Consider the following 17,569-nt stretch of genomic DNA (forward strand, 5'->3'; position numbering starts at 1 on the left):
CGGCATCACCGGCCGGCGGTGCCATGGGCCACCGCATTTCGGCCGGTCAGGAATGTCCGGGCCGTTCATACGGTTGTTGGGGGCATGGCATCCCAAGACATCACCCTGGAAACCTTCGAGGACACCATCGCCTCGGACGGCATCGTCCTGCTCGACTTCTGGGCCGGCTGGTGCGGTCCGTGCCGCCAGTTCGCGCCGGTCTTCGAGAAGGCATCCGAAGCACACTCCGACATCGTGTTCGGCAAGATCGACACCGAGGCCGAGCAGCAGCTCGCCGGCAGCCTCGGCATCCGCTCCATCCCCACCCTCATGGCTTTCCGTGACGGCATCCTGCTGTTCAATCAGCCCGGCGCGCTGCCCGCGGCGCAACTCGAGGAACTGATCGGTGCCGTCGAAGGTCTCGACATGGACGAGGTGCGCGCGAAGGTCGCCGCCGCGCAGGAGTGAGGCGCAGAATATTCAGTAAAACTGAATGGTCAATCCGTCTAAATTAGATTGTTCTTCACTTCGACAGCGTTGACCATGGGGCCATGTCCACTCGTGATCGCCTTCTCGCGTTGTTCGTCGTCGTCCTGTGGGGACTGAACTTCATCGCGATCCGCCTCGGGCTGGATCACTTCCCGCCGTTCTTCCTGGCGGCGTTGCGATTCGCGGTGATGGCGATACCGGTCATGCTGTTCGTCCGGTTCCCCAAAGTTCGCCTGAAGTGGTTCCTGCTGTACGTCGCCGGCTTCGGCAGCGTGCAGTTCATCATGCTGTTCCTGGCCATGGACCTGGGCATGCCGACCGGGCTCGCCTCGCTGGTCCTCCAGACCTCGGCGCCCTTCACGGTCATGCTCGGCGTGCTGTTCCTCCGCGAACGGATGACGACCGGACAGATCCTCGGCCTGGCGGTCGCGGTCCTCGGCATGGCGGTCATCGCGATCGACCGGATGCGCGGCAGCGACCTCGGCGTGGCCGCTCTGCTCCCGATCGGTCTCACCGTGCTCGGTGGTCTGAGCTGGGCAGCGGGCAACATCGGGGGCAGACTCGCCCGTCCCGACGACTCCTTGCGGATGACGTTGTGGATGGCCGTCGTCGCCACTCCGCCGCTGTATGCGGTGAGCTTGATCGTCGAGGGACCCTCCGCCGGCTTCGACGCGCTCGCCACGCTCGGTACCGAGAGTGGACTCCGTGCCCTGGGTGGCCTCGCCTACCTCGCGATCTTCGGCACCGTCATCGGTGCGGGTCTGTGGACCACGCTGCTGGGACGCAACGACGCAAGCCGGGTGTCGCCCATGTCGCTGCTCGTGCCCGTGGTTGGGATCTCGGCAGCATTCTTCGTTCTCGGCGAAGTCCCCAGCGTCGGGGAGATCGTCGGTGCGGTCATTGTCGTCGCGGGGTGCGCTGCCGGGGTGATGGCCCGGCCGCGAACCCGTAGGCGCCCGACCGTTCCAAGTGCCACCCCGGCGCCGGCCGATTCCGTGTCGGCGGTGACGGGCGCTCGGGAGGGCGCCGGAACACCGGTGCGCTCAGGCGGCTGAGCTGGACCCGGCCGGCGGAAGGGCCTCGCGCACCACCGCGCACAGACGGTCGACCGCGGCCCGGGCACCCGGACTGATCAAGGTCATGTTGACGAACCCGTGGATCATCGCGCCCTCTCGCCGGACCGTGACCGGCACGCCGGCCTCCTCGAGCCTGCGCGCGTACGCGAGGCCCTCGTCACGCAGCGGGTCGAAGCCGGCGACCATGACATGCGCGGGCGGGAGACCGCTGAGATCGTCGGCAAGCAGTGGCGAGCAGCGCGGGTCGCTCCGCTGCGCGGCGTCGGGCAGGTAGCGATCGGTGAACCAGCCGATGCCGTCGGCGGTGAGGAAGTACCCCGACGCGAACTCCCGGCGCGAGGGTGTGTCGGCGGCCTGGTCGGTCACCGGGTAGATGAGCAGCTGGAAAGCCGGGGTGACCGCTTCGCCACGGACCTCCCGGGCGACGACGGTCGCGAGATTTCCGCCCGCGCTGTCACCGGCGACGACGATCCGCGCCGGATCGAGACCCCACCGCGGCGCCACCTCGACAGCGAAGCGCCACGCCGCCACCGCGTCCTCGACGGCCGCGGGGAACGGGGCGTCGGGGGCCAACCGGTAGTCGACGGAGAGCACGTCGAGGCCGGTGCCATGTGCCAGACGCCGGACGAAGGTGTCGTGGCTGATCCGGCTGCCGGTGACGAAGCCGCCGCCGTGGAAGTAGACGAGCAGCCCGGCCGAGTCGGTGGTGGAGCGATACCGGGTGGCCGGGATCGGGCCGGCGGGTCCGTCGATGACGAGGTCCTCCTCCACCGCCATGGGCGGCAGCGCCTCGGCCATGGCGGCGCCGACCTCGTCGGTCTGCGCACGCGACTGCGCCACCTCGCCCTGGAAGGGATTCAGCCCGGGCACGTTGTCGTTGGCCCAGCCGATCGCGGCAAGCTCGGGGGCGACCCGCTCACCGTCGGAGTTGACCGGTGCCCGTCGCCCCAGAACGGCCAACGCTCCGGCCGGGATTCGTGCGACGGCGAGCAACAGTCCGCGTTGCACTCGGGCGGGCAGGGACAGGCGCAGATGGGTGTCGCGACTCACAGCCGCCGAGCCTACGCGGCGTCGGCGCACGGCACGACCACTCCCGTCGGATCGGCCTGTGACACACTCGTGCGCATGCCCGACCGACTCTCTTCCGCCGGTTCCGCAACCCGCACGAACACCCGTGTTCCCGCCCGTACCGCCGTCGCCCTGGGTGCTGCGGCCGCGGCCCGGTGGGCGTCGCGCACCGCGGGACGGGGCAAGGGGTCGATGATCGGCGGGCTGGTCGCCGCGAAGATCGACCCCCAGATCATGGGTCGGCTCGCCGCGGGCAAACGCACCGCGATCGTCACCGGCACCAACGGGAAGTCGACGACCACACGGATGACCGCGGCCGCGATGGCCGAACTCGGCGAGGTCGCCACCCAGGCCGACGGCGCCAACATGGACGCCGGCATCATCGCGACGCTGACCCTGAGCCGGACGGCGCCGTTCTGCTCGCTCGAGGTCGACGAACTGCACGTCCCGCACGTCAGCGACGCCGTCGACCCCGAGGTCCTCGTGATGCTCAACCTCTCCCGGGATCAGCTCGACCGAGTCGGGGAGATCAACATGATCGAGCGTCGGCTGCGTGAAGGCATCGCACGTCATCCCGAGACCACGGTGATCGCCAACTGCGACGACGTCCTGGTGACGTCGGCCGCCTTCGACGCCCCGGACGTGGTCTGGGTCGCCGCCGGCGCGAGCTGGGTCGGCGATTCCGTCAGCTGCCCCCGTACCGGCGAGCCCATCGTCCGTTCCGAGGAGGGGTGGCGGTCGACCGGCGACGACAACTTCCGCCGCCCCACCCCCGACTGGTGGTTCGACGACGAGAACATCTACGGCCCCGACGGTTTCAGCGCTCCCCTGGAGCTCGCGGTGCCGGGCAGGGCCAACCGCGGCAACGCGACCCAGGCGGTGGCCGCGGCCGTCGCGATGGGCGCCGACCCGCGCAACGCGGTGGCCGCCGTCGGCACCGTCGGCGAGGTCGCCGGCCGGTACGGCATCCACCAGGTCGGAAACCACTCCATCCGAACACTTCTCGCGAAGAACCCGGCCGGATGGCAGGAAGCGATGTCGATGATCGACCAGGACGCCGACGGGCTGGTGATCGCGGTCAACGGCCAGGTGCCCGACGGCGAGGACCTGTCCTGGTTGTGGGACGTGCGCTTCGAGGCATTCGAGACCATGCAGGTCGTCGCGGCCGGCGAGCGCGCCGCCGACCTGTCGGTCCGGCTGCTCTACGCGGGCGCCGAACACACCACCATCCCGGATCCCATGGCCGCCATCGCATCCTGCCCGCCGGGACGCGTCGAGGTCCTGGCGAACTACACGGCGTTCCGCGATCTCGGCACCGCCCTGGAACGCGCAGCACGATCACGGAAGGCGGAGCAGTGAGCGAATCGACCCTGCGGATCGGCCTCGTCCTGCCCGACGTCATGGGTACCTACGGGGACGGTGGGAACGCCCTCGTCCTGAAGCGCCGCGCACTGATGCGTGGCATCGACGCCGAGGTCATCCACATCACCCTCGACGATCCGGTCCCCGACTCGCTCGACGTCTACACCCTCGGTGGCGCCGAGGATTACGCGCAGCGGCTCGCCACCCGGCACCTGACGCGCTACCCGGGTCTGCAGCAGGCGGCGGCGGCCGGACGGCCGGTGCTGGCCATCTGCGCCGCCATCCAGGTGCTCGGCCACTGGTACGAGACATCGGCGGGCGAACGCGTCGACGGCATCTCCCTGTTCGATCTCACGACGGCGCCCCAGGCGGAGCGGAGTATCGGCGAATTGCTCGTCGATCCGACCCTCCCAGGACTGTCACAGTCCCTCACCGGTTTCGAGAACCACCGCGGCGGAACGACTCTCGGGTCCGACGCGGCCCCACTGGGTCGGGTACGGCACGGCGTGGGCAACGGCGTCGGCGACGGCACCGAGGGCGTCGTCCAGGGCAGCGTCATCGGCACCTACATGCACGGTCCGGCACTGGCCCGCAACCCCGAACTCGCCGATCACCTCCTGGCCACCGCGCTCGGCGTCGAATCCCTTGCCCCGCTTGACCTCCCCGAGGTAGACCGGCTCCGCCGGGAACGCCTCGCCGCGGGACGGCGTCGGTAACGTCGACGACGGCCTTCCGCTGACCGAGGGCTCCCTCAAGCACTCTCGATCCCCGCCGACCGCGCCGCCGCGGTGAGTACGTCGACGACCATCTCCACAGTGAGCCGTCCGGTGAAGGTGTTCTGCTGGCTCACGTGGTAGCAGCCGAAGACCTCGAGTTCGGCACCGTCGCGGACGAGGGTGGTGGAGACACCGTGACCGAACTTCGGCATCGGCTTCGGGACCGTCCAGCCGAGCCTCGCGAAGGTACGAAGCGTTGACTGCCAACCGAATCCACCGAGTGTCATCACGGAACGGACCGTCGGCGCGAGCAACTCGAGTTCGGCGTGCAGCCAGTACGAACAGGTGTCGCGCTCTTCGACCGTCGGCTTGTTCTGCGGTGGTGCACAGTGGACCGGTGCGGTGATCCGCGTGTCGAACAGCTCCAATCCGTCGCCGATCGCGACCGAGAGCGGCTGGCTCGCAAGGCCGGCGCGATACAGCGCCGAGAACAGGACATCGCCGCTGCGGTCACCCGTGAACATGCGCCCGGTCCGATTCCCGCCGTGCGCCGCGGGGGCGAGGCCGACGATCAGCAGTCGCGCATCCGCCGGACCGATACCGGCCACCGGCCTCCCCCAGTACTCCTCGTCGGCGTACGCGCGTCGCTTCTCCTGCGCGACCAACTCCCGCCATTCGACGAGGCGCGGGCATGCACGGCACTCGATCAGCTGCGCGTCGAGCTCCGCCAGATCACGGAAGCGTCGTCGGGTGGCCATCCCTCGACACTAACCGCGGCGTCCGCTCGGCATCCCGGTCGGCCGACGGGACCGTCAGTCCGAGACCCCTCAGTCCAAGCCGGCTCAGTCCAGTACGACGCACCGTTCCCGCGTGCGATCCACGCCGAACCAGCCGCGCTCGAACTCCTGCCACGCCTGAAGATGACCTCGCGCGTCCTCGCCGTCGCGGGCGACCGTCCGCTCGAGCCGTTCGCTCGGGGTCCCGCCGTCGAGCCACAGCGCGTGGGACAGGCGGCCGGCGATCCGGCGCCGCGCCGACGACACCCCTTCGATGATCAGGAGCGGCTGCCACTCGATCCACACGCGGGGCCCGGGGGCCGGGACGCCGTCCTGCCACACGCGGGGCCGGTACCGGTAGTCGCGTCGTCGGGTGAAGGGGTGCAGCACATCGGTTTCCAGCTCCGGCCACCACGCAACCGGATCGTCCCACGTCGCGAAGTCGTCGGTGCGGACCAGGGTCACCCCGACTCCCCGAGCGCGCAGGTCCGCGACCAGGAGATCGGCGATCGTCGACTTGCCCGCTCCGGACGGTCCGTCGATCGCGACGATCCCGGCGTCGAGGCGAGCGGCCAGTTCGGTCACACGGGCGCGGGTCTGCGGGCTCACCAGATCAGGGTGGGTCACCGACCGGCCGCCCCGGACGCGAACGCCGAGGGCAACCGGGTGAGCGGAGCCGTGATCGGGGCTTCGGGGACGCGCTGCACCGAGGTCCGGCCGGTGCGGAAGTACTCGACGATGGCGTCGTCGAGTGGCTTGTTGGCGCGACCGAGCTGCGCGTGGTCGCCACCACCGACGGTGATGAGGTGGCTGCGCATGAGTTCACGCATCTTCAGCGACCCGCGATACGGGGTCTGCGGGTCGCCGACGCTCTGGATCTGCAGGGGCGCCACCGCCAGCCCGCGGTTGCGGATCTCGACCGGCCGCGCAAGCGCCGGCGCTCCGGCACACGCGAGGCCGGACTCGTAGGCGAGACCAGGCGCTTCGAACGGATCCCCGGTCACGTAGTTCGCGACGAACGCCTGGAAGCCGAGCGACGGCTGCGCGGGGACCTGGTTCTCGTTGCACAGGACCGCGGCCTGCATGTCCTGCGAGACCTGGGCGGCCTCGAGCGCGGCGGGGCCCGGGGTGGGCAGCTTCCGGCCGGGGGTCGCGGTCATCAGCGCCACCGTCGGCCAGGAGTTGCGATCAGGAGCGAGCGCGCGGGTGAGCACCAGTAGCTGCGACGTCAGCTGTAGCGACCCGGGCCGGAGCAAGGTGAACACCAGGTTCTCGAACCTGGCACGCGCGTCGGCGGTCAGATCGGTTCCCGCGATGTACTGCTGCGCGACCGCCCGCAGGCCCGGCGGCACGTCCCCGACCTGCGCGGGAGGTGCCAGCAGCGATGGCGGCACACCGGCCTCGGCACTGACCCGGTCGCTCCACTTCCGGTACACGGCGAGTGGCGTCGTGCCGAGATGGTAGATCCGGTCGTGGCGCGCGATCCACGCCATCATCTCGTGCACCCGCGCCTTGTAGCCGGGTGTCTGCACGGAGAGAAGGCTGTTCCACACCACGCCCGGGTCGAAACCGGAGTCGAGGACCATCCGGTCGACGCGCTGCGGGAACAGTGTCGCGTACGTCGACATCAGCAGGGTGCCGTACGAGATGCCGTAGAGGCTGACCTTCGGTTCGCCGAGCAGCCGCCGGACGACCTCCATGTCACGGGCGGTGTTCTCGGTGGTGAGCGTCGCCCCGAGGCCCGGCGTACGCGCCTCGCAGCGATCGCGATTCAGCTTGCCCAGCGCCGTCATCAGTTCGGGCTCGTCGCCGGTGATCGGATCGCAGCGCAGCGGTGTGCCCGACACCAGACCACGCGGCTGCACGGCCACCAGATCCCATTCGTCGAGCATGGCCGCCGGCGGGCGCAGCTGACTGAACATCGCGATGCCGTCGCCGCCCGGGCCGCCCGGGTTGCCCATCACGACACCGCGACGCCGGGATTGGTCGCGCGCCTGCATACGGCTCACGCCGATCTCGATGGTCTCGCCGTTCGGCTCGGAGTGGTCGAGCGGAACTTCGACCGTCGCGCACCGGACCGTCGCCGGTACGCCGTGCACCGCGGGGCATGCCTGCCAATCGAGCGCCGGCGCAGCGGATGCTTCGGGCGGCTGCACGCCTTGTACGGCACCCACCAGGCCGCCCGCGACCACCACCGTCAGGCCTGCTGCAACACCCCGGACACGACGACGCCACCCAGTACGCGAGATCACCACATGACCCTAGCCGTCCGGTTTGCCGGGTACGACGGCCACCGACCTCACGCCAGGATGCGACGACCCGACAGTGCACGACCCAAGGTGAGTTCGTCGGCGAACTCGAGGTCGCCGCCCATCGGCAGCCCCGACGCGAGCCGGGTGACCGACAGGCCGGGAAAGTCCTTCAGCATGCGCTGGAGGTAGGTCGCGGTCGCCTCGCCCTCGGTGTTCGGGTCGGTCGCGACAATCACCTCGGAGACGTCGACGCCGTCTTCCTGATTGGCCAGCCGACGCAGCAGTTCACGGATACGCAACTGATCCGGGCCTATCCCGGACAACGGGTCGAGAGCACCACCGAGTACGTGGTAGCGCCCGGTGAACTCCTTGGTCCGTTCGATCGCGTGCACGTCTTTCGGCTCCTCGACGACACAGATCTTGCTGGCGTCGCGGCGGGCGTCGGAACAGATCCGGCACAGGCGATTGGCCGAGACGTTCCCGCACTCCGCGCAGAAGACGACGTCGTCGCGGACCCGTCCCAGCGCGGCGACAAGTCGATCGATGTCGGACTTCTCCCCGGCCAGCAGGTGGAACGCGATGCGCTGGGCGCCCTTCGGACCGAGGCCCGGCTGTTTGGCCAGCTCGTCGATCAGGTCCTGGATCGGTCCCTCATACATGCTGATCTGCGTCCACGGTGTCCGGGATTCCTACTCGTCGTTCGGCGTCGTACGCGGGTGGGCGTACTCAGCCGCCCAATCCGGGGAGGCCGCCGCCGAGACCCCCGGCGAGCGGGCCCATCTTCTCACTGGCCAGCTGCTCGCGCTTCTCCGACAGGTCGGCCAACGCACCGAGCAACAGGTCCTGCAGGGTCTCCACGTCGTCGGGATCAACGACCTTCGCATCGATCGACACGGCGGTCACCTCACCGGTGCCGTTGCCGGTCACGGTCACGAGCCCGTTGCCCGCACTGCCGACCACCTCCGCCGCCGCGATCTCGTTCTGCGCCGACAGGAGCTTCTCCTGCATCTGCTGCGCCTGGGCCAGCAGTCCGGCCATCGGGTTCTCCCCGCCCTGACCGCCGCCGAACAACGCGCTGGGATCGAATGGTTGCGTCACCCGGCCCAGGGTAGTCGCAGCGTCAGCGCAGCAACCGATCGACATGCGCGGCGATGTCGTCGACGGTCGACTCCTCGACGGCGGCCACCTCGAAGGACAGGACCTCGTCGCCGAACAGCCGACCGGCGCGCGCGGTGAGCGCGAACTCGAATCGGTCGTCGATGCGACGCCACTGCGTGATCCCGCCGTAGACAGGCGCACTGGCTCCCGTGGTGACGCAGTATTCGTCGGCGCGCGGCCCGCCGACCAGATCGCGCTGGATCTGGAAACAGGCCAGCGACTCGTCGTCGATGAAGACCACGGCCTCGCAGCCCAGGTCGGGATGCCGTTCGTAGGACGCGCGGATGGTCATGGCGCCAGGGTAGATCGTGGCCCTATCCCGACCACCGGGCGTCGGCTCTCGAACCGGCGCTCCTCGCCGGTCAGCGGGTCGGTGAACTCCAGCGCCCGGGCGACCAGGCGTAGCGGCCGGGTGAAGTCCCCGTGATCGGGAAGCGCGGCGAGTCCCGGCCGCACGTCGGGGTAGAGCGGGTCGTCGACGATGGGCACCCCGAGCGACGCCATGTGCAACCGGAGCTGATGGGTGCGGCCGGTGTGCGGCACCATTCGGTAGACGCCGAGGCCGCCGACGACCTCGGTCAGGGTGATGTCGCTGATGGCGTTGACCGGCCCGTCCACCACGAGGGCGCGCAGGTCGCCCGCGGTCTTCTCGATCCGGTCCCGCACGGTCACGGTCGACGCCAGCGCCTCGTCGGCCGGCGCGAGCGCGAGGTACTCCTTGCGGGCGGTCCGGGACGCGAACAGGTCCTGATAGGCCGCGCGCACCTCGGGCCGCAGAGTGAACAGCAGCACCCCGGCGGTGAGGCGGTCCAGGCGGTGCGCCGGCGAGACGGTGTCGGAGCCCAGTTCTCGACGCAGCCGCACCAGCGCGGTCTCGGTCACGTGACGGCCCCGCGGCATCGTGGCGAGGAAGTGCGGCTTGTCCACCACGACGATGTTCTCGTCGTGGTGGATCACCGGCAGGTCGAACGGGACCGCGATCTCGTCGTCGAGGTCGCGGTAGAGGTACAGCGAGACATTGCGGCTCGACGGCGCGGCCAGATCCGCGGGTCGGCCGTCGGCATCGACGATCTCGCCCGCGGCGGCGCGTCGACCCAGATCGTCGGCGGTCAGCCCCGCCAGCACGGGCGCGGCCAGCAGCGCCTGACCGACGGTCAGCTCCGGCCCCGAACGCAACACCACGCGCGTGGCGTCGACGCCGTCGCGCATGGGCAAGGGCGACGGCCTTGCCCGGCCACGGCGGCGCCGGACGGGATCGGTCGATCCCGCGCCGGTCATCGCACGCTGTCGGGTGAGCAGGTCATCGAGCGCCGCGGTCGGAGATGCCGAGCCGTCAGCTCTCGAGGCGCTTCTTCAGGTTGCCGAGGACCTCGGCCTGAATCCGGTTGAGACCCTTCGGCGCAAATGTCTTCTCGAAGAACCCACCGATGCCGCCGGCCCCTTGCCACGTGGTGGTGGTCGTGACGCGCGAACCGCTGCCCGATGCCGCGACGGAGTAGGTGGTCACCATCGTCGAGTTGGCGTCGCGCTCGGTGACGGTGTCCGGGGTGACGCTGACGGTCGCCTGCACGTCGCGCTGCCGCTTCGACGTGGCCTGCAGAATCCAGTGCACGACGGTGCCGTCGCCCTTGCCGCCGCTGATCACCTTGTAGTCGCGGTACTGCTCCGGGAGGATGGCCGGCCGCACGACCTCATAGTCGGCGAGAGCTCCGACCACGGCGTCCGGGGCGGCGGCGATGTCGAGCGACTGCGATGCGGAAACCTGACCCACGATTGGACACTCCTCAGTTACGAAACGATTGGCGGGCGAACTGATCAAGTCCTAGGCTAACCGGGTGACCAACGGGCTCGAGATGGGGGGAGCGGCATTCGACCAGGGGGTTGCCGACCTTCTGGCCAGCTATCGTGCCATCCCGCCGCAGGCAACCGTGCGTCTTGCGAAGAAGACGTCCAACCTCTTTCGTAAGCGCGCCGCCAATCCGCATCCGGGACTGGACGTCTCCGGGCTCGACCGGGTCATCTCGGTGAATCCCGAAGCGCGGACCGCCGACGTCGCCGGCATGTGCACCTACGAGAACCTCGTCGCGGCCACTCTGCCGTACGGCCTCGCACCGCTGGTAGTCCCACAGCTCAAGACGATCACCCTCGGCGGCGCGGTCACCGGACTCGGCATCGAGAGCACGTCCTTCCGCTCCGGACTGCCCCATGAGTCGGTTCTCGAGATCGACATCCTCACCGGCGACGGCGAGATCCTGACCGCGACGCCCACCAACGAACATGCCGACCTCTTCTTCGGTTTCCCGAATTCCTATGGCACGCTCGGCTATTCGGTGCGGTTACGCATCGAGCTGGAGCCGGTGAAGCCGTATGTGGCACTGCGCCATCTTCGGTTCACGAGCATCGTCGACCTCCAGTCGGCGATGGACACGATCGTCACCACGAAGTCGCACGACGGCGAACCGGTCGACTACCTCGACGGAGTCGTGTTCTCCGCCAACGAGTCCTATCTGACGCTCGGCCGCCAGACCGGCGAGGACGGACCGGTCAGCGATTACACCGGGATGGACATCTTCTATCGATCCATCCAACAGAAGACGACCGATAGGTTGACGATCCACGACTACCTCTGGCGCTGGGACACCGACTGGTTCTGGTGCTCACGCGCCTTCGGCGCACAGAATCCGCGAATCCGGCGCTGGTGGCCGAAGCGGTACCTCCGCAGCAGTTTCTACTGGAAGCTGATCGGTCTCGACCAGCGATTCGACATCGGCGACCGGTTGAACGCCCGCAAGGGACTACCGGCGGGTGAACGCGTCGTGCAGGACATCGAGGTTCCCATCGACCGGACCGCCGACTACGTCGAGTGGTTCCTCTCCGAGATTCCCATCGAACCGATCTGGCTGTGCCCCCTCCGGCTTCGCGAGCCCGCCCTCCCCGGCGCCGATCCGGTACGCCCCTGGCCGCTGTATCCCCTTGCCCCGCAACGCACGTACGTCAATGTAGGCTTCTGGTCCGCCGTGCCGGTCACCCCGGGCGATCCCGGGCACACCAACAAGACCATCGAACGCAAGGTCGCCGAACTCGACGGCCACAAGTCGCTGTATTCAGAGAGTTTCTACACGCCGGAGGAGTTCGACGAACTCTACGGCGGAGAGAGTTATCGGCTCCTCAAGAAGCGGTACGACCCGCGGGGTCGTCTGCTGGACCTCTACTCGAAAGCGGTGAAACGCCAATGACCACGTTCAAGGAGAGTTCGGCGTCGAGTGTGGACTCGCACGCCGGCAAGATGACCCTCGCCGAGATCTTCGAAACACTCCTCGGCGGAAACCTGTCGATCCGGATCACCGCCTACGACGGCAGCAGCGCCGGACCCGTCGACGCCCAGTACGGCCTCGACCTGAAGACCCCGCGCGGAACAACGTATCTGGTGACCGCACCCGGCGATCTCGGACTCGCGCGCGCCTACATCGCAGGCGATCTCGAACTCATCGGCGCGCACCCCGGTGATCCGTACCCCGCGCTGAAGGCACTGGCCAGCAACCTGCAGTTCCACCGCCCCTCCCCCCTGTCGCTCGCCCACATCGCGCGGTCGCTGGGCATCGATCACTTCAAGCCGATCGCACCGCCGCCGCAGGAGGCCTTGCCGCGCTGGCGTCGATTTGCGGAAGGACTGCGGCACAGCAAGTCTCGTGATGCCGAGGTCATCCACTACCACTACGACGTCTCGAACACGTTCTACGAGTGGGTGCTCGGACCTTCGATGACGTACACCTGCGCCGTCTACCCGGAACGCGACGCATCGCTGGAAGCCGCGCAGGAGAACAAGTACCGCCTCATCTTCGAGAAGCTCCGCCTCAAGCCCGGCGACCGCCTCCTCGACATCGGATGTGGCTGGGGCGGAATGGTCCGCTATGCCGCGCGTAGGGGTGTCCACGCGATCGGGGCGACGCTGTCCGCCGAACAGGCACAGTGGGCCCAGAAAGCGATCGCCGACGAAGGGCTCGGCGAGTTCGCCGAGGTCCGGCACAGCGACTACCGCGACGTTGCCGAGAGCGGCTTCGACGCGGTGTCGTCCATCGGGCTCACCGAGCACATCGGTGTCCACAACTACCCGTCCTACTTCGGGTTCATGCGCGACAAGCTCCGTCCCGGCGGCATGCTGCTGAATCACTGCATCACGCGCCCCGACAACGCGAGCCGCAGCAAGGCGGGATCGTTCATCGACCGCTACGTCTTCCCCGACGGCGAGCTCACCGGCTCCGGCAAGATCATCTCCAAGCTGCAGGACATCGGCGGCATGGAGGTCATCCACGAGGAGAACTTCCGCGAGCACTACGCGATGACGCTGCGCGACTGGAACATCAACCTCGTCGAGCACTGGGACGAAGCGGTGGCCGAGGTCGGCGAGGGCACCGCGCGGCTGTGGGGCCTCTACATGGCCGGTTGCCGAATTGGCTTCGACCGCAACATCATCCAGCTTCACCACGTGCTCGCCACCAAACTCGACGAGGACGGCGGCCACCAGGTGCCACTCCGGCCGTGGTGGGACGCCTGAGCCCGACCCGCCTCTGAAAACCGCCCTCAGAAATCGGACACGCGGCGTATCGTCGTCGAACCTGTTGCGCGGGGCGGTTTTCAGACAAAGCTTCCCGAGCGCACCCGGTCACTCGAGCGGCCGTGCCCCCAGCTCCGATTTGAGTAGTTCCAGCGCCACCTGGTCGGGGTCGAGCCGCTGCTCGGGGCTGCCGGTGCGTGCATCGGCCACCATCTCCGCGCGTTCGTCGTGCGGGATGTCCTCGTCGGCACGTGGCGGCTCGGGCTCCTCCGGTTCGGCGACCGGCTCCGGTGTGGGGGCCGGCGTCGCCGACTGGTCACGCGCGCGGCTCGGACGTGAGTACGACTGCCGAGCCTTGGCCGCTTGCTTCGTCGGCGGCGCGGTCGACGTGGCGGAGGGTGCGGCGGCGCCCGGCGCCTGGTGCACGGTACGCACGTCGAGTTCGGTGCCGAAGACCTCGGTGAGCGCCTCGCGGATGATCGTCACGGCGTGCGGTGCGGACAACCGCCCGACCAGCACCTCGACCGGATGCGAGAGCACGACGGTCGTCCCGTCGACGTCGGCGATGACCGCCGCCGACAGCATCGGCTCGAGACTCTTCGACCGTTCCCGCACCGCGGCCCGGATGTCCTGATACCGCTTGCGAACCGAGTCGGCGTCGAGCCCGGCGGTCGCCTCGGGCTCGGGCTCCGGTTCGGGCACCGGCTCGGGCTCGGGCCGACGGGCACGGACCGGCATCGCGTCGGGTGGCGGGACGTCGTCCTCGTCGACGGGCTCATCGGGCAGCGGGATGTCGTCGTACGCCGCGGTCGACGCCGGTTCGGCAATCGGTTCCGGTTCGGGCGCGGACGGGGTCCGATGGCGCGACGGCGGTTCGGGCGCGGACGGGGTCCGGTCGGACCGTGCCGGCGGCTGAGTCGGCGGCGTCGGCGGGGCGGGCACCTCGATCAGAGATGCCGTCTCGTCGTCCGATGAGGCGTCAGCGGCCGGCGCCGGTTCGACCTCTGCCGCCTCGGCACTCGGTTGGTCGGCGATCAGTTCGTCGAGCATCGACTCGTCGTCGGCGGGCTCCTCCGCGGGCAGCACGGCCTCCGCCTCGGCCCCCGAACCCGTTGCGACGCCGGTCGAGTCGGGATCAACCGCCTCGGGCGCCGCGTCTGCCGTGACCGCTTCAGCAACGACGGGTTCCGGCGCAGGAGTCTCCACCACCATCTCTGGCGCAACCGGCTCAGACACCACCGGTTCCGGCACCCGGCCGGCGTCGGGTTGCGCGGCGTCGGCCTCGACGGCTTCCGCGGCCGCGCGCTCGGACGCCTCAGCAGCCTTGGCCTCTTCCATCGCCTTGCGCTGCGAGGGTCGAACGAACTTCGGTTCCGGTTCCGGTTCAGCCGGTTTCGCGGGTACCGGGATCGACGTCGTGCCGATCCCCGACTCGAGTCGTTCGAGTCGCTGCAACAGAGCTGCGTCGTCGTCGGAGACCGCGGGCAGCAGCATCCGCGCGCACATCACCTCGAGCAGGAGTCGCGGCGACGTCGTGCCGCGCATCTCCCCGAGCGCGTTGTGCACGATCTCGGCGAACCTGGTCAGCGACGCGGGCCCAAGGGTCTCGATCTGGGCGCGCATGCGGGCGAGCTGGTCACCCGGCGCCTCGACGAGTCCGCGGTCCGCGGCGTCCGGAACAGCCTGCAGCAGAATCAGATCGCGCAGACGTTCCAGCAGGTCGACGGCGAACCGTCGAGGATCGTGCCCGGCGTCGACCACCTTCTCCACCGTGCCGAACAATGCCGAACCGTCGGCGTCGGCGAGAGCGTCGACCGCGGTGTCGATCAGCGCCACGTCGGTGACACCGAGCAGCGCGAGTGCGCGTTCGTAGGCGACACCCTGGTCGTCGGCGCCGGCCAGCAGCTGATCGAGGATCGACAGCGAGTCACGAGGCGAACCGCCACCCGCCCGGATGACGAGCGGGTACACCTCGGACGCGACGGTCACGCCCTCGCGCTCACAGATCGTCTCCAGGAGACCGCGCATGACCGGCGGCGCGAGCAGCCGGAACGGGTAGTGGTGGGTGCGCGACCGGATGGTCGGCAGCACCTTCTCGGGTTCGGTGGTCGCGAACACGAAGATCAGATGCTCCGGCGGCTCCTCGACGATCTTGAGGAGCGCGTTGAATCCCGCGTTCGTCACCATGTGCGCCTCGTCGACGATGAACACGCGGTAGCGCGACTCGGCGGGCGCATAGAAGGCGCGGTCACGCAGCTCGCGGGTGTCGTCGACACCGCCGTGACTGGCGGCATCGAGCTCGATGACGTCGAGGTTGCCCGGACCCCCCGGCGCGAGCGCCACACAGGAGACACACGTTCCGCACGGTGTGGAGGTGGGGCCCTGCACACAGTTCAGCGAACGAGCCAGGATCCGCGCCGACGACGTCTTGCCACAACCGCGGGGACCGGAGAAGAGATACGCGTGATTGATGCGACCGGAATCCAGGGCACGGCTCAACGGATCGGTGACGTGCTCCTGCCCCACGACGTCGGCGAAGGTAGCCGGGCGATAGGTGCGATACAGAGCCACGCGTCGAGACTACCGGCGACCCGTGACAGTCGATGAGTGTGCCTCACACTGGTGCAGCGGGCCCCTGATCGGGTGTCTCGGTGACGGGTTCGCCATCGGTTCCGACCAGGTCATCGGCCATCCCGCGGGTGTCTTCCGAAGGACGCAAAGTGTGCCCGGACGTGCCTCGCGAGTCGCGCGGCCCGGACTCCTCGCCACCCGTGTCCGGCCGTCGTGTGCCCTCACTGCCGGTGCCGCCCGCATCGCCGGTCGGCAGCCCGCCCTCGGCGATCACCGCAGCCGCGACGCCGGGCGGGATGATCGGGTCGGCGGGCGTCGGCGTGGAGTAGCCACGGCTGCCGACCATCCGCAGGCCGACGACCGTCGCGACGAGCACGCCGAGGTAGGCCCACAGATAGGGGCTGACCGTGAACCAGTTGAGCCACGTGATGCGGGTCTTGACGTACAGCCCCGTGTAATAGCCGTCCGGGATCAGCGCCGGTACATGCGTCGGCCACGAGAACGCGAGTAGCACCAGTGCCGCCACGCCCACGCCGGCCCACACCCGCGGTGCCCGCGGCTGCCGGGCGTCGAGAACGAGGTGGATTCCGATGACCAGGATCGGGATGAACCACACCCAGTGGTGGCCCCACGACATCGGCGACACCACGCAGGCGGTCATCCCGACGATGCTGACGGCAAGGAGTTCCTGACCTTTGCGATGGGCGTACGTCGCCACCGCGAAGCCGACCGCCAGCACTGCCAGCACCAGGGCGAGCCAGAGCAGCGTCGGCGGATTGTCGGTGTCGAGGTGGTTGGCCAGCATGCCGCGCAGGGACTGGTTACCGCGCAACTGAGCGGAACCGACCCGGTCGGACTCGAACAGTTTGCCCGTCCAGTACGACCACGAGTCCCCGGGCAAGGCGGCGAACCCGATGAGCATGGTGGTGGCGAAGCCGCCCACCACCCCGGCGAGGGCGCGCCAGTTCCGTTGCACGAGGAAGTAACCGGCGAAGATGAGGGGCGTCAGCTTGATCCCCGCGGCGACTCCGGTCCAGAACCCCTTGAGGCGTCCACCGTCCGGGCGCGCCAGATCGGCCACGATCACGAGCATCAGGAACACATTGATCTGCCCGTACCAGATCGTCGTACGAACCGGCTCGAACAACATCGCCACCGCCACCAGCGACGCCGCGATCACGCGCAACGGCCAGGTCACCGGCCGGCCGAGGCTGCGGAAGCTCAGCATGATCACCAGATAGAGCGCCACGACGATGCCCGCCGACCACAACATGCGGGCGACGTCGAAGGACATCCAGGCCAGCGGACTGAACAGCAAGGCGGAGAACGGCGAGTAGGTGTAGTCCAGGTCGCCGATCATCTTGACGTCGTAGAGGCTGACGCCGTTGGCGACCGCCCGGGCACCCGCCTGATACACCGAGAGATCGATCTGGTTGTGCAACAAACCCCAGAATTGGGCGCCCAGGGGTACGACGACATCCTGGAGTGCCAGTGCGATGACCCCCACGACGGCGAAACCGGTTGCGAGAAGAACCGGCCTGGGCAGATTCACGATTTGAAAGCCTGT

17 protein-coding genes are annotated in these 17,569 nt (G+C 68.9%); 6 read left to right on the forward strand and 11 right to left on the reverse strand.

Translation table 11 applies throughout. The annotated features are described in order from the left end of the window. The first annotated feature begins 84 nt into the window (after positions 1 to 84). On the forward strand, positions 85 to 447 hold the full coding sequence (gene trxA, locus Q9R39_RS11620; RefSeq protein WP_078111799.1) for a thioredoxin: 363 nt from the start codon (positions 85 to 87) through the stop codon (positions 445 to 447). An 83-nt stretch (positions 448 to 530) separates the two neighbouring features. Then, complete coding sequence (locus Q9R39_RS11625) at positions 531 to 1,523, forward strand: EamA family transporter (protein WP_311277530.1); 993 nt, start codon at positions 531 to 533, stop codon at positions 1,521 to 1,523. Here the strand turns inward: Q9R39_RS11625 and Q9R39_RS11630 are convergent. Then, entirely contained in the window at positions 1,512 to 2,594 is a 1,083-nt protein-coding gene (locus Q9R39_RS11630; RefSeq protein WP_058251051.1) for an alpha/beta hydrolase, read from the reverse strand. The genes Q9R39_RS11625 and Q9R39_RS11630 overlap by 12 nt on opposite strands. 75 nt (positions 2,595 to 2,669) lie before the next feature. On the opposite strand from Q9R39_RS11630, the gene Q9R39_RS11635 reads away from it, so the two are divergent. After that, the gene (locus Q9R39_RS11635) at positions 2,670 to 3,971 is read left to right on the forward strand and encodes a MurT ligase domain-containing protein (protein ID WP_058251050.1); all 1,302 of its coding nucleotides are present in this window, start codon (positions 2,670 to 2,672) and stop codon (positions 3,969 to 3,971) included. Next, entirely contained in the window at positions 3,968 to 4,690 is a 723-nt protein-coding gene (locus Q9R39_RS11640) for a type 1 glutamine amidotransferase (RefSeq protein WP_058251049.1), read from the forward strand. Before Q9R39_RS11635 ends, Q9R39_RS11640 begins: the two co-directional genes overlap by 4 nt. A 35-nt stretch (positions 4,691 to 4,725) precedes the next feature. On the opposite strand, the gene Q9R39_RS11645 is transcribed toward Q9R39_RS11640, so the two are convergent. From Q9R39_RS11645 to Q9R39_RS11680, 8 genes are all read right to left on the reverse strand, one after another. After that, on the reverse strand, positions 4,726 to 5,448 hold the full coding sequence (locus tag Q9R39_RS11645) for a uracil-DNA glycosylase (RefSeq protein WP_058251048.1): 723 nt from the start codon (positions 5,446 to 5,448) through the stop codon (positions 4,726 to 4,728). An 84-nt stretch (positions 5,449 to 5,532) separates the two neighbouring features. Beyond that, positions 5,533 to 6,075 (reverse strand): (d)CMP kinase, encoded by a 543-nt coding sequence (locus tag Q9R39_RS11650; RefSeq protein WP_091344307.1) that lies wholly within the window; start codon positions 6,073 to 6,075, stop codon positions 5,533 to 5,535. Between the two features lie 14 nt (positions 6,076 to 6,089). Further along, a complete protein-coding gene (locus Q9R39_RS11655) occupies positions 6,090 to 7,721 on the reverse strand; it encodes an alpha/beta fold hydrolase (RefSeq protein WP_058251046.1) in 1,632 nt (543 codons plus the stop codon). 44 nt (positions 7,722 to 7,765) lie between these two features. Next, positions 7,766 to 8,377, reverse strand: a complete 612-nt coding sequence (recR, locus tag Q9R39_RS11660; RefSeq protein WP_058251045.1) for a recombination mediator RecR — start codon at positions 8,375 to 8,377, stop codon at positions 7,766 to 7,768. A 67-nt stretch (positions 8,378 to 8,444) separates the two neighbouring features. Then, entirely contained in the window at positions 8,445 to 8,861 is a 417-nt protein-coding gene (locus Q9R39_RS11665) for a YbaB/EbfC family nucleoid-associated protein (protein ID WP_388028923.1), read from the reverse strand. After that, complete coding sequence (locus Q9R39_RS11670) at positions 8,839 to 9,168, reverse strand: hypothetical protein (protein WP_058251043.1); 330 nt, start codon at positions 9,166 to 9,168, stop codon at positions 8,839 to 8,841. Before Q9R39_RS11670 ends, Q9R39_RS11665 begins: the two co-directional genes overlap by 23 nt. Next, the gene (locus tag Q9R39_RS11675; RefSeq protein ID WP_189340148.1) at positions 9,165 to 10,085 is read right to left on the reverse strand and encodes a pseudouridine synthase; all 921 of its coding nucleotides are present in this window, start codon (positions 10,083 to 10,085) and stop codon (positions 9,165 to 9,167) included. The genes Q9R39_RS11670 and Q9R39_RS11675 overlap by 4 nt, the downstream gene beginning before the upstream one ends. A 124-nt stretch (positions 10,086 to 10,209) precedes the next feature. Continuing rightward, positions 10,210 to 10,647 (reverse strand): SRPBCC family protein, encoded by a 438-nt coding sequence (locus Q9R39_RS11680; protein ID WP_058251042.1) that lies wholly within the window; start codon positions 10,645 to 10,647, stop codon positions 10,210 to 10,212. Between the two features lie 82 nt (positions 10,648 to 10,729). Here Q9R39_RS11680 and Q9R39_RS11685 point away from each other — a divergent pair, with 82 nt between their 5' ends. Further along, positions 10,730 to 12,112, forward strand: coding sequence for an FAD-binding oxidoreductase (locus tag Q9R39_RS11685; protein ID WP_058251142.1), 1,383 nt, complete (start codon positions 10,730 to 10,732; stop codon positions 12,110 to 12,112). Beyond that, positions 12,109 to 13,431 carry a class I SAM-dependent methyltransferase gene (locus Q9R39_RS11690; protein ID WP_078111804.1) on the forward strand — a complete coding sequence of 441 codons (1,323 nt, stop codon included), beginning with the start codon at positions 12,109 to 12,111 and terminating at the stop codon, positions 13,429 to 13,431. Before Q9R39_RS11685 ends, Q9R39_RS11690 begins: the two co-directional genes overlap by 4 nt. A gap of 108 nt (positions 13,432 to 13,539) precedes the next feature. Here Q9R39_RS11690 and Q9R39_RS11695 read toward each other — a convergent pair whose 3' ends face one another. Continuing rightward, positions 13,540 to 16,002, reverse strand: a complete 2,463-nt coding sequence (locus Q9R39_RS11695) for a DNA polymerase III subunit gamma and tau (RefSeq protein ID WP_078111805.1) — start codon at positions 16,000 to 16,002, stop codon at positions 13,540 to 13,542. Positions 16,003 to 16,045: 43 nt separating this feature from the next. Beyond that, on the reverse strand, positions 16,046 to 17,554 hold the full coding sequence (locus tag Q9R39_RS11700; RefSeq protein WP_058251039.1) for a glycosyltransferase 87 family protein: 1,509 nt from the start codon (positions 17,552 to 17,554) through the stop codon (positions 16,046 to 16,048). Positions 17,555 to 17,569 lie beyond the last annotated feature (15 nt).

It is taken from the genome of Gordonia sp. AC31 (assembly GCF_031844505.1).
GTDB lineage: Bacteria > Actinomycetota > Actinomycetes > Mycobacteriales > Mycobacteriaceae > Gordonia > Gordonia hongkongensis.

Bases quoted from the DNA above. Each gene is read 5' to 3' on its own strand.
- Q9R39_RS11675 (WP_189340148.1), bottom strand. From the start codon at position 10,085: ATGCGCGACGGCGTCGACGCCACGCGCGTGGTGTTGCGTTCGGGGCCG.
- Q9R39_RS11665 (WP_388028923.1), bottom strand. From the start codon at position 8,861: ATGTCGATCGGTTGCTGCGCTGACGCTGCGACTACCCTGGGCCGGGTG.
- Q9R39_RS11635 (WP_058251050.1), top strand. From the start codon at position 2,670: ATGCCCGACCGACTCTCTTCCGCCGGTTCCGCAACCCGCACGAACACC.
- Q9R39_RS11670 (WP_058251043.1), bottom strand. From the start codon at position 9,168: ATGACCATCCGCGCGTCCTACGAACGGCATCCCGACCTGGGCTGCGAG.
- Q9R39_RS11690 (WP_078111804.1), top strand. From the start codon at position 12,109: ATGACCACGTTCAAGGAGAGTTCGGCGTCGAGTGTGGACTCGCACGCC.
- Q9R39_RS11685 (WP_058251142.1), top strand. From the start codon at position 10,730: ATGGGGGGAGCGGCATTCGACCAGGGGGTTGCCGACCTTCTGGCCAGC.
- Q9R39_RS11645 (WP_058251048.1), bottom strand. From the start codon at position 5,448: ATGGCCACCCGACGACGCTTCCGTGATCTGGCGGAGCTCGACGCGCAG.
- recR (WP_058251045.1), bottom strand. From the start codon at position 8,377: ATGTATGAGGGACCGATCCAGGACCTGATCGACGAGCTGGCCAAACAG.
- Q9R39_RS11625 (WP_311277530.1), top strand. From the start codon at position 531: ATGTCCACTCGTGATCGCCTTCTCGCGTTGTTCGTCGTCGTCCTGTGG.
- trxA (WP_078111799.1), top strand. From the start codon at position 85: ATGGCATCCCAAGACATCACCCTGGAAACCTTCGAGGACACCATCGCC.